Annotated in this window: 17 protein-coding genes and 1 pseudogene; 6 read left to right on the top strand and 12 right to left on the bottom strand. The window is 46.1% G+C overall.

Annotated elements, in window-relative coordinates:
- Window positions 1-11: 11 nt before the first annotated feature.
- Window positions 12-1088, bottom strand: a complete 1077-nt coding sequence (locus NSQ16_RS01580) for a helix-turn-helix domain-containing protein (protein ID WP_003234762.1) — start codon at window positions 1086-1088, stop codon at window positions 12-14.
- A gap of 234 nt (window positions 1089-1322) precedes the next feature.
- Here NSQ16_RS01580 and NSQ16_RS01575 point away from each other — a divergent pair, with 234 nt between their 5' ends.
- Window positions 1323-1706, top strand: a complete 384-nt coding sequence (locus tag NSQ16_RS01575) for an RDD family protein (RefSeq protein ID WP_029317228.1) — start codon at window positions 1323-1325, stop codon at window positions 1704-1706.
- Window positions 1707-1743: 37 nt separating this feature from the next.
- On the opposite strand, the gene lipA is transcribed toward NSQ16_RS01575, so the two are convergent.
- Together lipA and ansZ are read right to left on the bottom strand one after the other, a co-directional pair.
- A complete protein-coding gene (gene lipA / locus NSQ16_RS01570; RefSeq protein WP_003246250.1) occupies window positions 1744-2382 on the bottom strand; it encodes a lipase LipA in 639 nt (212 codons plus the stop codon).
- 161 nt (window positions 2383-2543) lie between these two features.
- Window positions 2544-3677, bottom strand: a complete 1134-nt coding sequence (gene ansZ, locus NSQ16_RS01565) for an asparaginase AnsZ (RefSeq protein ID WP_230488373.1) — start codon at window positions 3675-3677, stop codon at window positions 2544-2546.
- 216 nt (window positions 3678-3893) lie between these two features.
- Here ansZ and lmrA point away from each other — a divergent pair, with 216 nt between their 5' ends.
- Window positions 3894-4460, top strand: a complete 567-nt coding sequence (gene lmrA / locus NSQ16_RS01560; RefSeq protein WP_029317230.1) for a transcriptional regulator LmrA — start codon at window positions 3894-3896, stop codon at window positions 4458-4460.
- Between the two features lie 38 nt (window positions 4461-4498).
- On the top strand, window positions 4499-5938 hold the full coding sequence (gene lmr(B), locus NSQ16_RS01555) for a lincomycin efflux MFS transporter Lmr(B) (protein ID WP_128473559.1): 1440 nt from the start codon (window positions 4499-4501) through the stop codon (window positions 5936-5938).
- Window positions 5939-5981: 43 nt separating this feature from the next.
- Here the strand turns inward: lmr(B) and NSQ16_RS01550 are convergent, their stop codons facing one another.
- Window positions 5982-7094 carry an aminotransferase class V-fold PLP-dependent enzyme gene (locus NSQ16_RS01550; RefSeq protein ID WP_339232528.1) on the bottom strand — a complete coding sequence of 371 codons (1113 nt, stop codon included), beginning with the start codon at window positions 7092-7094 and terminating at the stop codon, window positions 5982-5984.
- Window positions 7095-7172: 78 nt separating this feature from the next.
- Here NSQ16_RS01550 and pcp point away from each other — a divergent pair, with 78 nt between their 5' ends.
- On the top strand, window positions 7173-7820 hold the full coding sequence (pcp, locus tag NSQ16_RS01545; RefSeq protein WP_339232525.1) for a pyroglutamyl-peptidase I: 648 nt from the start codon (window positions 7173-7175) through the stop codon (window positions 7818-7820).
- Here pcp and tatC read toward each other — a convergent pair.
- The 6 genes and pseudogenes from tatC to cwlJ form a co-directional block, all read right to left on the bottom strand.
- Window positions 7817-8545, bottom strand: coding sequence for a twin-arginine translocase subunit TatC (gene tatC / locus NSQ16_RS01540; protein ID WP_014475692.1), 729 nt, complete (start codon window positions 8543-8545; stop codon window positions 7817-7819). The two genes, pcp and tatC, sit on opposite strands and share 4 nt — an antisense overlap.
- A gap of 60 nt (window positions 8546-8605) precedes the next feature.
- Window positions 8606-8818, bottom strand: a complete 213-nt coding sequence (tatAD, locus tag NSQ16_RS01535; protein WP_003223835.1) for a sec-independent protein translocase protein TatAD — start codon at window positions 8816-8818, stop codon at window positions 8606-8608.
- Between the two features lie 12 nt (window positions 8819-8830).
- Window positions 8831-10582, bottom strand: coding sequence for an alkaline phosphatase PhoD (gene phoD / locus NSQ16_RS01530; protein WP_014478721.1), 1752 nt, complete (start codon window positions 10580-10582; stop codon window positions 8831-8833).
- Window positions 10583-10600: 18 nt separating this feature from the next.
- Window positions 10601-10777 (bottom strand): hypothetical protein, encoded by a 177-nt coding sequence (locus NSQ16_RS01525; RefSeq protein WP_003234785.1) that lies wholly within the window; start codon window positions 10775-10777, stop codon window positions 10601-10603.
- A gap of 81 nt (window positions 10778-10858) precedes the next feature.
- A pseudogene (locus NSQ16_RS01520) lies at window positions 10859-11589 on the bottom strand (VWA domain-containing protein).
- 105 nt (window positions 11590-11694) lie between these two features.
- The gene (gene cwlJ / locus NSQ16_RS01515; RefSeq protein ID WP_003246500.1) at window positions 11695-12123 is read right to left on the bottom strand and encodes a cell wall hydrolase CwlJ; all 429 of its coding nucleotides are present in this window, start codon (window positions 12121-12123) and stop codon (window positions 11695-11697) included.
- A gap of 313 nt (window positions 12124-12436) precedes the next feature.
- On the opposite strand from cwlJ, the gene NSQ16_RS01510 reads away from it, so the two are divergent.
- Together NSQ16_RS01510 and NSQ16_RS01505 are read left to right on the top strand one after the other, a co-directional pair.
- On the top strand, window positions 12437-12823 hold the full coding sequence (locus NSQ16_RS01510; RefSeq protein WP_014478718.1) for a YndM family protein: 387 nt from the start codon (window positions 12437-12439) through the stop codon (window positions 12821-12823).
- Window positions 12783-12917 carry a hypothetical protein gene (locus NSQ16_RS01505; RefSeq protein WP_124073449.1) on the top strand — a complete coding sequence of 45 codons (135 nt, stop codon included), beginning with the start codon at window positions 12783-12785 and terminating at the stop codon, window positions 12915-12917. Before NSQ16_RS01510 ends, NSQ16_RS01505 begins: the two co-directional genes overlap by 41 nt.
- Here NSQ16_RS01505 and NSQ16_RS01500 read toward each other — a convergent pair.
- Both NSQ16_RS01500 and NSQ16_RS01495 read right to left on the bottom strand, forming a co-directional pair.
- Entirely contained in the window at window positions 12878-13564 is a 687-nt protein-coding gene (locus NSQ16_RS01500) for an ABC transporter permease (RefSeq protein WP_257433888.1), read from the bottom strand. The two genes, NSQ16_RS01505 and NSQ16_RS01500, sit on opposite strands and share 40 nt — an antisense overlap.
- Window positions 13565-13582: 18 nt before the next feature.
- On the bottom strand, window positions 13583-14506 hold the full coding sequence (locus NSQ16_RS01495; RefSeq protein ID WP_003246292.1) for an ABC transporter ATP-binding protein: 924 nt from the start codon (window positions 14504-14506) through the stop codon (window positions 13583-13585).
- Window positions 14507-14522: the final 16 nt, after the last annotated feature.

Below are 14522 nucleotides of genomic sequence, written 5' to 3'. Positions count from 1 at the left end.
GGTTTTTTTCATTATGAGGATAACGCTTGGGCAAAACGATCTGCTTCATCTTGCAGCGTGCTTTCAATTTCTTTGTAACGGCTGGAAATCGTTGATGCGCTGACGCCGTATTTTTTCGCCAGTTTAGCTTGAGAAACGGACGCGCCGTTAAGAGAAATCGCGTTTACATAATATTCAACTGCCGCCGCAAAAGCTTCCGGCTTTCTGATGACAGGTGATTTTTTCTCGCAGAATGTTTTCCAGATGTCAATAACAGCTGGGATCAATTCAGTCGGATACTCTTCCCCGCTCATGCCTTCTTCAATAGCCGCAGCGGTTTCTTTCTCCAAGTCGTTTGCCCACTCAACAGTGCTTACTTCCGCTTTCTCTGCTTGTGGCTCTTCATCTTTCTCAGCTAACAACGCGAACAGAACGTTGTTGAATTCCTGCTTCATGAAGTCCTCCGGCGTTTTGCCTTCCTTCACAGCGGCATCCGCATATTTCTTCACCTTGCTGATCAGCGCTTCTGTTCTCTTCACCGGGAAGATCGTGAACTGCATGAAGAATTCTGCTTTTTCCGCTTCGTGGATTGGGTATCCAAGAATCAGGCTTCCCACTGGAGGAAGGTCTTGATTGCTGGCGTCCATTTCCACTTCGAATTGTTTTGCCGTAATGACATCTTCAAAGTGAATGATGCCTTCCTTCAGGTCCTTCAGCAGCAATAAAGCAGGCGTCATGCTCTGCCATGATTCTACGATCTCACGCGTTTTCGGACGAGTGATCGAATCGCCTTTTTTCTGAAGGTACTCTTCGAAGATTGTCTTCTCACCAGCAAGCGGGTGGAAGAAGATTCCCCAGATACCCAAATTAAATACGCTGATGTCTTTCGTCTGTCTGTCCATAGCAGAAAGAAAATCATGCTGGTTGATAAAGCCTGAAATGCTTTCTCTATGTACTGTGAAGGCATACTCCACTAAGTCTTCCTGAATTTGTTTCGCTTCTTTTGCCGCTAGTTCCGCCGGGAAGTCGACAACTTTACTTCCGCAGCATTTTTTATATTTCTTGCCGCTGCCACATGGGCAAGGGGCATTTCGTTTCACTTTTCCCACAATAAACCCTCCGAATTCTGTTGTAACTTTTCTATTTTAACAAAAATAACTTCTGAGGGCTTGGTTTCGGGCTAAAAAAGAATTTGGTAATGTGATAAGCTGGCTGATTATGCCAATTTACCTATGACATTTTCACCAACTTTTGTGATTTAAGGCTTATCACCTATTCCCACTTTAGGCCCTTCTTTTTTACAATCATTAGGTGTTTATTTAACATTTTAAGGAGTGTTTCTATTGGAACTAGCTGGTTTCATGCTGCGCGCCTGCGCTCTTTTACTTGATGTAATCATTGCCGCAGCAGTGATTTTGGCAGCCGGATTTACGTTTGGCGATGGGTCCGCCGGTGTCATTATTGTCGCCATATTGATGCTGATTGTGTACCCTTTGCTGATGCCGCTGACAAATTGGAAGGGCACACTGGGCAAAAAAATCATCGGGCTGCAAATCGTGAGGGACGAAACACACGAGAAAATTTCTTTCCTACAGGCGATTGTCCGTTACATCATAGCGTGGGTGCATGTATTCTCCCGCCTGATCTATTTGACAGCCGCATTTACGAAGAAAAAACAAACCGTTCATGATATGGCGGCGAAAACCATTGTGCTGAAAGCAGAATAACCTTGAAGAATAGGACTCTTCAAGGTTATTTATCTCATTAGTTTGTATTCTGGCCCCCGCCGTTCAGCCCTTCTTTAATCAGGCTGTTGACTTGGCTGCTGTACAGAAGGCCGATGTGTCCAACGCCATGGATTTGAACGTTTCTAGCACCGTCTAATCTTGATAAATAATTCATGACAATCATATCGGCACTGCTGTAAATGGATGTGTATAAAATCTTTTGATTTGGATCTGTTCCCGGAAGCGCCTTGCCTGTCGTCAAACGGTTCGCGCCGCCAAGCGTCACGACGTTTGCAACTTTATTTCCGCCGTCCAGATTTTTTATGTAGTAAAGTGTGTTCGCGCCCCCCATACTGTGAGCGACAATATCCACTTTTTTCGCACCCGTTTCATCTAAAACCTTTTGCACAAATCGTGACAATACCGGGCCATTGTTATAATTTGTGCCTGTCTTGTCCCAAAAATCAACTGCATACAGCTTGTCCCGCGACCAGCCCTGAGATACGAGATAGCTCTTAATTCCCGCAAAATTGAATGATGCCCCTCCAATACCGTGAACCATAACGACTGGATTGTGTTCAGCGGCTTTTGCTGACGGCTGCAACGCAAACAGCGATGTAACAGACAGCATCAAAATTGTTACAAGTGCAATGATCCTTCTTTTTACAAATTTCATAATATCCTCCTTTTTTTGTAACAAATTCTTCAATTATATTACGTTACCAAATTAATTAAGTAAAGGGTAATTTTGGCTTATTTTTAAAGAAATTTTAAGATTCAGAGGTCATTATTGGTCCTAAAAAGCCAAAAAAAGAAGGCTTATTCGCCTTCTTTTCTTCAATACTCATTGAAATAAGCTTGGATTTTTTGAGGATCATTTGTTTTGGTAAGCGCAAGCATCAGCAACATCCGTGCTTTTTGGGGGTTTAAAGAGTTCGATGCCAGCAGGTCCTTTTCCGCATAGTCTTGGTTTGGTGTGACGACACCATTTCCCGTGCGGGTAGAGCGCACCACTGTGACGCCTTTTTTGACTGCGCTGTCCGCCCCTTTTTCGGCTGCGTCAGATAAAGACCCGTTCCCAGAACCGGCAAATACAATCCCCTTTGCTCCGGCTTTTACAGCAGCGTCAAACAGGTAGCTTCCGTCATTTTGGTATCCATAGATAATGTCAACCTGCGGCAGCTCATCAAGATTAGAAACCGAGAAATCCGTGTCCTTCGTATGCTTACGAGTAATCTCATTATTAAAATAGATATCATCTGCAATTGTTCCGACGAAGCCCATTTCTTCTGATTTAAATGTATCTGTTGTGGTTGTGTTTGTTTTGGTGACATATCGGGCTGAGGCAATCCGGTCGTTAAGAACAACAAGCGTCCCTTTCCCTTTTGCCTCAGGGGCACCTGCCACTTTCACTGCATTGTACAGGTTAGAAGGCCCATCAGCGCTGATGGCTGTGGAAGGTCTCATCGAACCGACAATAACAACCGGTTTATCACTTTTCACGGTAAGATTCAAAAAATAAGCGGTTTCCTCCAATGTATCTGTTCCATGAGTCACGACGATTCCGTCTACATCATCTGAAGCGAGCAAGTGGTTGATGCGTTTCGCCAGCTTCAGCAATATTTTATTATCAATATTTGTGCTGCCGACGTTAACAATCTGCTCGCCGCCGACGTTTGCAATGTCCTTCATTTCTGGAACTGCCTCGATCAGTGATTCAACGCCGACAACACCTGCTTTATATTCAGTTGTTGAGGTTTTCGATTGATCGGCACCAGCTATCGTGCCTCCTGTCGCTAAAATTCTAATATTCGGCAGATCCTTTTTTTCAGAGGCAGAGGCAGAAGCCGAAGAGACTTTTTGTGTCTGCGTTTTTTCTTTCGGGGATTCTTTTGTTTCAGGAGAATGTGAACATCCGGTAAAAACAAACAATAGTGCAGTAAAAAGTACGAGCATTCGTTGTTTTTTCATCTATTTCTCTCCTTACATCCATATGATGATTAATCATTGAACATTTTATCTATTCAGTCAAAAGATCAGTCAGCTTTTCTCTCAGTATTTTTTGTTGTCATATCCTTCTTTTTTTGTCTTTTCATACAATGAATTTTTCTTGACAATTGATGATTGAATCAAGATAATAGACCAGTCACTATATTTTTGATTGCAATTCAGTAAGGTGGGAATGTTATGAGTTATGGAGATTCCCGTGAGAAAATCCTTTCGGCAGCTACCCGGCTTTTTCAGCTGCAGGGGTATTACGGCACGGGGCTGAACCAGATTATAAAGGAAAGCGGCGCGCCTAAAGGCTCTCTTTACTACCACTTTCCCGGGGGTAAAGAACAGCTTGCGATCGAAGCCGTGAATGAGATGAAGGAGTATATCCGTCAGAAAATCGCGGACTGCATGGAAGCCTGCACCGATCCAGCGGAAGGCATTCAAGCCTTTTTGAAGGAGCTCTCCTGCCAGTTTTCATGTACGGAAGACATTGAAGGCTTGCCTGTGGGCTTGCTAGCGGCTGAGACGTCATTGAAAAGCGAACCGTTGCGCGAAGCCTGTCATGAAGCCTACAAAGAATGGGCCTCTGTATATGAGGAAAAACTGCGGCAGACTGGCTGCAGCGAGAACCGTGCAAAAGAAGCCAGCACTGTGGTTAACGCGATGATTGAAGGCGGCATTCTTTTATCTTTGACGGCAAAAAACAGTACGCCGCTCCTTCATATCTCCAGCTGCATTCCTGACCTGCTGAAGAGATAAAAAAACGACATACTACATGCAGTTGATAGAGAGGGGAAATGATTTTGGAAACAACAGCTAAAGCATCTCAGCAATACAAAGTGATGCCGATTATGATTTCCTTGCTGTTGGCCGGTTTTATCGGCATGTTCAGTGAAACAGCACTGAATATTGCGTTAACCGACCTTATGAAGGAATTGAACATTACAGCGGCAACCGTCCAATGGTTAACGACGGGCTACCTGCTTGTACTCGGTATCCTTGTTCCTGTTTCAGGACTGCTGTTGCAGTGGTTCACAACAAGACAGCTTTTTACCGTGTCACTAATCTTTTCAATTATAGGAACCTTGATCGCGGCACTCGCGCCAAGCTTCCCGTTTTTATTGGCGGCAAGGATCGTTCAGGCACTTGGAACCGGTCTTTTACTGCCGCTGATGTTTAACACAATCTTGGTGATTTTCCCGCCTCATAAACGGGGCGCCGCAATGGGAACGATCGGGCTTGTCATTATGTTCGCGCCCGCCATCGGCCCGACTTTCTCAGGATTGGTTCTGGAGCATCTCAACTGGCACTGGATTTTCTGGATCTCTCTTCCATTCCTTGTGCTGGCGCTTGTTTTCGGTATCGCATATATGCAGAATGTATCTGAAACGACAAAGCCGAAAATCGATGTATTGTCTATCATCCTGTCGACGATTGGCTTCGGCGGCATTGTGTTCGGATTCAGCAACGCGGGTGAAGGCTCCGGGGGATGGTCCAGCCCGACTGTTATCGTGTCGCTGATTGTCGGCGTTGTCGGCCTTATCCTATTTTCAATCCGCCAGCTGACAATGAAGCAGCCGATGATGAACCTCCGTGCGTTCAAATACCCGATGTTTATTTTGGGTGTGATCATGGTATTCATTTGTATGATGGTCATTCTGTCATCTATGCTGCTTCTGCCGATGTATCTGCAAGGCGGCTTAGTCCTGACTGCATTTGCATCTGGTCTTGTTCTCTTGCCGGGCGGTATTTTAAATGGATTTATGTCCCCTGTTACAGGCCGCTTGTTCGATAAATACGGGCCGAAATGGCTTGTCATTCCGGGGTTTGTGATTGTCGCTGTTGTACTATGGTTCTTCTCAAATGTCACGACCACTTCAACGGCTGTGCTGATTATCATCCTGCACACCTGCTTGATGATCGGGATTTCTATGATCATGATGCCTGCACAGACAAACGGTTTAAACCAACTGCCGCGTGAATTTTATCCAGACGGCACCGCCATTATGAACACGCTGCAGCAAATGGCCGGCGCTATCGGAACAGCGGTTGCGGTCAGCATTATGGCTGCAGGCCAGCATGATTATATGAATACAGTTAAAAACCCTGCCGATCCGGCAGTCATCCCGCAAGCTTTGACAGCAGGCGTACAGCACGCATTTGTGTTTGCAATGATTGTTGCCATTATCGGTTTAATTGGCGCTTTCTTTATGAAGCGCGTGAAGGTAGATCATTAATATGAAAAGCCCCTGACTAGTGTTCAGGGGCTTTTTTTTATGTTTACTTGTGGATCGTTTTCGCCGCGATTTCATCAATCGCGTGCCGCATTTCCTCCTTCGTATTATAAAAATGGGGAGCGAGACGGATGACATTGTCCCGCGGCGCACAAATCACTTTTTTCTTCTTCAGCAACGCCGCCGTTTCCGATGCCCGCTCATCCCGGATCGCAACCATGCCCGGCTGACCCCCACCTTGTGCCGCCGCCAGCTTCAGGCCTTTTTCAGCGGCATATTGAACTGCATCGACACAGATCGTTTTCACATGATCCCGGATATGAGAAACCCCAATATAATTCAGCAGCGATAAAGCCGCTACAGCTGCGGATACGCTGATAAAAGCTGGGGTGCCCGTTTGAAAACGGCGCGCGCCTTTCGCATAAGCCCCATCAAATCCGTTCTCTCTGCCGAACCAAGCTGATGCTTTCGGCTTCAGTGCGTCAGCCAGCTCCTTCCTCACATAAAGAAACGCCACACCCGGTATGCCGAGCAAATACTTCCGGGTGCCTGCCGCCAGCATATCTACGCCCCATTCCTTCACATCAATGGGAATATGCCCGGCTGATTGATAAGCATCTACAAACAATAAAGAGCCCTTTCTCTGAGAAATCTCGGCAATCGCTTTTATATCCTGAACATAGCCGTCACGATAATGAACGTGAGGAACACACGTCAGTACTGTTTCATCCGAAATATGCGTTTCATACTGTTCGAGCGGCATCACACCGTCTATTGATGGAATGACGGATACGGTATAATCGGAGTGTGCCTGCCAAACATGAGGCACCGCCGGAAAATCCATATCTGTATATACAACGTGCTTCTTTCCAAATGCAGTTAAGGACGATGCTACAGAAACCAGCGCATCAGAAACTGACGGCACAATCGCCACTTCATCCGGTTCAGCCCCGATCAGCTTTGCAAACTCGTTTCTCGCAAACTCTGTTTTTTCGATCGCTTCTTTCCAGTTCGTCCCCATATACAGCAGGCTATCATGATAATCCTGGATCGCCCTTGATACAGGCTCTGCCAATGCGCTCTGAGAACAGCTGGCAAGCATCGTATGCGTCTGCAAGGTTGGGAATAAATGACGATACTGCTGCGGCAAATGCTCCATTATGATTCACTCCTTTACATTATTTTGATGAAAAACCCATAAATAAACAATAGAATAAAAGAAAAAGGAGATGGGAGAATGAGAAAAAAAGTGCTGATCACTGGCTTTGACCCTTTTGACAAAGAAACCGTCAATCCATCATGGGAAGCGGCGAAACGGCTTAATGGCTTCGAGACGGAAGAAGCCATAATTACAGCGGAACAAATTCCTACTGTCTTTAGATCCGCTCTGGACACTCTGCGCCAAGCCATTCAAAAACATCAACCGGATATCGTAATTTGTGTCGGCCAAGCAGGAGGACGGATGCAGATTACACCGGAACGAGTGGCGATCAACCTTGCAGATGCGCGAATCCCCGATAACGAAGGACATCAGCCGATTGATGAAGAAATTTCTCCAGATGGGCCCGCCGCTTACTGGACAGGGCTTCCCGTGAAACGAATGACTGCTAAGATGAAGGAACACGGCATTCCAGCTGCGGTTTCCTACACAGCGGGGACCTTTGTATGCAACTATTTGTTCTACGGGTTAATGGATCACATTAGCCGGACATCCCCGCACATTCGCGGCGGTTTTATTCATATTCCTTACATTCCGCAGCAAACAATCGACAAAACAGCGCCGAGCCTCAGCCTGGACAAGATTGTCCGGGCATTGAGAATCGCCGCTGTTACGGCCGCACAATATGATGAGGATGTGAAGTCACCGGGCGGTACGCTGCACTAAGCGGCCGCCGCTGTTTCTTCCCTCAGCCTCTTTTTGTAGACAAACGCCGATAGGGTGACACTCACTTCAAACAGGACAAGAAGCGGGATCATCACGAGAAAATCAGAAATAAAATCAGGCGGTGTAATCAATATAGATACGACAATCAGCAGAAAATAGGACAGCTTTCTCGCTTTGGCCAGTCTGTAAGGATTTAAGATGCCCAGCCTTGTTAAAAACATCACCACCAAGGGCATCTCAAACAAGAAGCCGAACGGCAGGCTCAAATTCACCATAAACCGAAAGTAGCGGTCAGCCGTAAACATCGTTTCAAAGTGGCCGGAGGATAAATGAGTCAAAAAGCTGAGCACGATCGGAAACAAGACAAAGTATCCGAAGGAGATGCCCGCCAAAAACAACGCAAATAAACCTGGTATGTACATGAGCGTCACCTTGCGCTCCGTTTTCGTCAGCGCCGGTGCAACGAAACGCCACAGCTGGTACGCGGCAACAGGGATAGAAGCCGCAATGGCACAAATGCCGGAAAGCATCATATACACCCAGAGGATTTCACTCGGCCCAAGCACAGCCAGCTTTCCATCCAAATCCCTGATTAGCCAGTCATAAATGTCCTGTACGAACAAAAAAGCCGTGATGAGAAATAGAAAAAATGCCGCGAGGGTTACGATAATCCGGCGGCGAAGCTCTTCTAAATGCCCGATCAAATGGGTTTCTTTTTTATCCATTCAAAAAAGCCCTCCCTTTCATAAAAAAAGAGGCAGACCCGGTGTCTGCCTCATCAGCATTCAGCCCGCGTTTTTGTCCTGCTTTACCGCTGTCAGCTCAGCTGATTTCTCTTCTTTTTCATCACCAGACACAAGTGATTTTGTGGCGCTTTTAAATTCCAGCAGTGTCCGTCCGGCGGCACGCCCGATTTCTGGCAGCTTGGAAGGGCCAAAAATAATGAGGGCGATGACGAAGATCAGAATCAAGCCCGGTATTCCAATGTTTGAAAACATAATTTCCACTCCTTAATTCGTAATTTTTGCCCGCTTCTTAATCATTTGTTTTTCGTGGGCTTTGTTGTGCGCAAAGAAACGATCCTCTTCGACCTCATCGGATTGCTTCACCCCGCCTTGGATTGTTGTGGATGATACCTTTCTCAACCCGGTTTGGTCTTTCTGGTAAACGAATGAAGCCCGCGTGGAAATGGCTGCGCCCGGCTCGGTCACAAATGGCATCACCCGATAATCGGCTTTCCACTGGTGAGGCGTCACTGTACAGCGGACATATCCGCGATAGTCGTTAAAGAACTTGATGTGCGGATTTTCTTTTAAAATTTGGTCCGTATCCGCTCGCTTATCCGCTCCGTTCCCTCCGGAAGTGATCGAGGTTCCAACAAATTCGGCTCCGAATATTTTTGAACTTGTCTTCTCGAAATCGACATGCAAATTCGATGCCCAGCTTGCGTGTACATCACCTGTCAGTACGACAACATTATTCAGATTTTTGCTTTTAATGAAATTGATCACCCGTTCGCGCTGAGCCGGGTAGCCGTCCCACGAATCCATGCTGTAGATCGGGCTTGCGCTTGTCCCGAAATTCCACTTGGCAAAGAAAATCTGCTGCGCCAGCACATTCCAGTGGGCTGTCGAGCTGCCCAAATTGTTGAAGAGCCACTGCTCCTGTTCTTTTCCAAGCAGGGTCCGATTCGGATTGAGCGATTCATCAGAAGGCGGCTTATTGCCGTCATTATTGGCTTGGTCGTCCCTGTACTGGCGGGTATCAAGCACATTGAAGGACGCCAGGTTTCCGTACGTAAAGTGCCGGTACAGCTGCATATCTGGGCCATTCGGCAAAGAGGAAATGCGGAGCGGCATATGTTCATAGTATGCCTGGTATGCTGCCGCGCGGCGGAGCACGAATGCTTCAACCGACTGTCCTTTTTCAGGTATTTTATTGGCATAGTTGTTTTCAACTTCATGGTCATCCCAAGTTACAACCCAAGGGAATGCCGCATGTGCAGCTTTAAGATTGGCGTCAGAACGGTATTGAGCGTGACGGTTCCGATAGTCTTGCAGCGTAATGATTTCCGCGCTGTTGTGCGTGCGGACATTGCCTGTTTTTGATACATATTCATTTGGGCCGTATTCATATATGTAATCACCGAGATGGAAGACAAGATCAAGCTTTTCCTTTGCCATATGCTTGTAGGCCGTATAATATCCGTGCTCATATTGCTGGCAGGAAGCAAATGCAAAGGTCATTTGCGGCACATTGGCGCCAGGGGCAGGCAGTGTTTTTGTTTTTCCGACAGGGCTTAATTCATGGCCGGTTTTGAAACGGTAATAGTACACTTTGTTTGGCTCAAGCCCGTCCGCTTCCACATGAACGGAATGGGCAAGACTCGGTTTAGCCATTTCAGTGCCTTTTCTTACGATTTTGCGGAAATGCTCATCCTTTGCGACCTCCCATTTGACAGGCACCGCTTGCTTCGGCATTCCTCCGCCGTTCAGCGGATCTGGTGCCAGGCGCGTCCAGAGCACGACACTGTCAGAAAGCGGATCACCTGACGCTACCCCTAATGTAAACGGATAGCTTGAGAATTTAGGCGCAGCATTTACTTCAAAGGCCCCAACCGACTGGGCAATCGTTAATCCAAGAGAAAGTCCTGCAATCTTCCCCGCTCCTTGAATAAATTTGCGGCGGTCAAACGTATTGTTTTGAAAGCTTTCCTCTTTCAGTTTCTGTACCCATTCATCAAAACGACTGTCGTATGCCATTCAAGATCCCCTCTCTCCTCATTGATCATCTCCATTATAGGAAATCATTGTTAAACGACTGTGAAGAAGTGTGAACCGATTGTAAGCGCTGAACATCAAAAACAGGTCTTCCCTCACAAGCCTGCCGCTGAAACATGCCGAAAGCTGGCTGAATGACGCGTTTTCTGCATATCCTGTCGTTTGCAAGCCGCCCATTCGGCCTATTTTTCTTCACATGATCTTAAAAAAACAAAAACACCGAGCCATTTCGCAGAATGACTCAGTGCTCTTTATCAGTTATTTCGAAAACAATCTGCTGAAAAAGCCCTTCTTTTTCGGCTTTTCAGCAGGAGGCTCTTGTTCTCTTACGATCCCTTTTTCCTTCGCTTCTTTCAGCCAAAATGGAAATTCAGCAAGCAGAGCATCATAAAACTCATCATCAGAAATGCGGTCAATCTCTTCGATATGCAGGAAGTTCGTGTTATCAATGACACGCCCTTCTAACGTATCCAGTTTATTGAGAAAATCAAAGTTTCCGTTTCCGATGCCGACAAACTGCCAGAACACCGGTTTATCAGAAGAAGCTTCAATTATCGGTTTGATTGACTTTTTACAGCCCCCGTCATTGATAAAAACAATGAAAGCAGGATACGAGCTCGGTTCCTCCGTAACATATTTGCGCAGCACGTCCTTCATGACTGGCGGCTCATCATTTCTGCCGAATTTATGCAAGCGGTCATTATTTAAAATTTCACGATCGACATAGCCCGAAAAATCCTTTTCTGAAACTGGCTTTAATCGGGAAAATTCATTATCATACACCCATACATCCAGCAAACCGTTATCATCAAACTGATCAGCCACTGCCAAAATCCGCTCCACCACATTTTGAACCTCCCGTTTTTGTAGAGCGGTCTCATCGATCCCGTAATATCAAGAACCAGTCCAACACGAGCCGTCACCTTCGTTAACTGCTTTTTCTCCAGTACGATCTTTACACTTTTCTTTTGCAGGTCAATTGTTGCCATTCTGTCATCTCCGTCAGCTCTTTTTTCTTTGATTATCTCACAGGAATATTTTGCATTGCATCTTTTCAAAGAAAAACACCGTTCAATTTGAACGGTGTCCTGTCTCTAAAATGTGTTATATACATTTTCACACGTCTCCGCCGTCGGCTGATAAAAGCAGTGTGACTTAAATCTGGCCACAAACGGCTGGTTATACCACTGGGCTGGACAGTCCCCCTGCGGCCTGAAGTACCATAAACTAAATTTTGCAGGCCAGCGCCTTTCACCATTAATCGACCGGCGTGCAAGGGCACGCTCGCTATCTCGCGCCCTTTGATAAAAATATCCATGAGTCACAGCCTCAAACGCGTGTGGCTGATAAATCATCTGCCTGATGGTGCGGAGGCCTTTAAAATCTGAGCAATTCGCCCGCAGCCGATTAATTCCAACGTTGCCGACAAGCAGCATCCCCTGCTTGCCTTCGCCTTCCGCTTCCGCTCTGAGCAGCCTTGCCATCAAATCGACATCCGCACTCGTTGCTCTCACGACCGCCATCACGTCACCTCCCCTTGATCTCTTTTCATCATATTTCATTACTTCAGAAGTGATGACGGAGGGACAGGAGAAGTTTTTAAATTTATTCATCTAAAAACAGCAAACATAATGGGCTGTTGGGCATCAAAGCAGCGTCCGGTGCAGTACAAGCTTCACGTTTCCGCTGTCGAAGCGCCGCAGCCTCAATTCCTGGATTCACATCATTGACCCCTCCCCAGCAGATTTGCACCCGCCTCCGAAAAGAAATAAGGTTTAACTTTTTACATTTGAGGAATTATACATAACAAATCAAATGACAAAAGGAGGAATTGTAATGACACATGTGAAAGCGCTCGCTATTAAAGGTATTATGACGATTATTGTGTTGTATCTGGTGCTTGGTCTGGGCTTTGGTTTCACGTTTGGTGATACGCTGCTAATGACGATTGTGTTAGGGGTTATTTCTTATTTGCTGGGCGATCTTTATGTATTGCCGAGATGGAATAATATGATTGCAACTTTGGCTGATTTTGGCTTGGCCTTTCTTGTGATCTGGCTGATGGGCATGCCGCTTTCCCTGGGGATGACTGGCGGTGAAGTTGCGTTGGCGGCTTTATTCGGCGCAATCGTCATGGCAATCGGTGAATATTGCTTCCATTTCTATATGATGAGCAAAGAGATTGGCAAGAAGCATTATCTTGAAACAAGAACAGACTCATAATGGAAAGGCCGATGCTGACAGCATCGGCCTTTTATACATATTGGGCGCCTTTGTTTACGCATCCTGCTTGTCTGCATTCCTGATCGCCATGTAGGAAAAGAACAATCCGAATGCCGCTAACGATAACGGGATATACACAACAGATGAAATCGAGAAGCCCGGACTTGTTGAGCTGATGAGCATCACAATTACTACAGATGAAATGATGGTCGCCGGAACCGAGTGTCTACGCATCCCAAAAAAGATGGGAACTAAACTGGTTCCAGCGGCGCCAAAAGCGAAAACCGCCATTTTGACCGCCTGTTGAGAAATGATCTCGGAAGTAAGCTCTCCCGGTATGAAATGGCAGATCGAGTTCAGCCAAAAGAAACCGGCGGCTATGAGTATATTTGAAAGTAAAATCGTGATAAACGTCAGTCCGCCCGCGATGATGAGCTTAGCGGTGAGCAGCTTTTTACGGCTGATCGGGTACGTGAACATCACAAGAATGGTTTTGTTTTTATATTCCGAAATCACCAATTTTACGATCAGCACAGCGCCAAATACGATAAATACCGCTCTGACGAAGGTGCCGATGATGAGGAATGCTTCATCCGTACTTTGGAACGAAACCCCGCCATCGGCTTTTTCGGAATAACTGATCAGCCACATAAAGCCCATAATGATCACGTTGGCAATGAGGGCACCTCTCATATACCAGCCCATTTTCATTTTTCTTAATTCGATTCTGATCAAATTCATCAACGTGTCTCTCCTCCTTTACGCACTGATGCTATTGCCGTTGATCAATTTGATAAAATAATCCTCCAGCGACGTATACTTTTTGTTCATTGATTCAATGTCTACATCATTTAAAATCAATGCTTTGGATATGGCAGCCTGAGAGGCTTCAGCCTCGTAAATTCGGATTGTTTTCTCATTTAAAATTTTAAAGTTGGTTAATTGCAGCTCTTTCTCCAGCACAAAGCAGGCCCTTGTCTGATTCGGCGTGACAAGCTCGATGTATTCAGTGTTCTGGCCCCTGACATCCTCCATTGATACCTCTTCAAGCAGCCTGCCGTCCCGAATGACGCCGATTGTGTCCGCGATTTGTTCGATTTCACCCAGCAGGTGGCTTGAGATCAGCAGCGTCATACCGTACTCTTTGCTCAGCACTTGAAACAATTGCCTGATCTTTTTAATGCCGAGAGGGTCAAGACCATTCACCGGCTCATCCAGAATAAGCAGGTCCGGCTTCGTGAGGATGGCACGCGCAATTCCAAGGCGCTGCTTCATCCCGAGGGAAAAGGTTTTGACGGGTTTTTTATCGATTTGTTTTAAATTCACCATATCCAGCACTTCTTGTATGGCTTTTTTATTGTGGTATCCCATATATTCACAATGCAGATCTAAATTTTCTTCAGCTGTCAGGTTTTCATAAAAAATCGGATATTCAATCATGCTGCCGATGTTCCCCAGCACCTCATATGACGTGTGGGTGAACTTGTTCCCAAGAATGATGATTTCACCGCTTGTCGGTTTGACAAGGCTCGTCAGCATTTTCATAATGGTTGTTTTCCCCGCGCCGTTCGGGCCGAGAAAGCCGTAGATTTCACCTTTTTTAATATGCATGCTGACATTGGATACGACCTCTTTGCCCTGATACGTTTTGGTCAGCCCGTTTGTTTGTACGATATAAGTCAACTTTGTTTCTCCTTCC

The organism is Bacillus sp. PS108 (assembly GCF_037963335.1).
GTDB classification, from domain to species: domain Bacteria; phylum Bacillota; class Bacilli; order Bacillales; family Bacillaceae; genus Bacillus; species Bacillus subtilis.
Note: the sequence above shows the minus strand (reverse complement) of the source record. Positions and strands in the feature narration are given on the sequence as shown.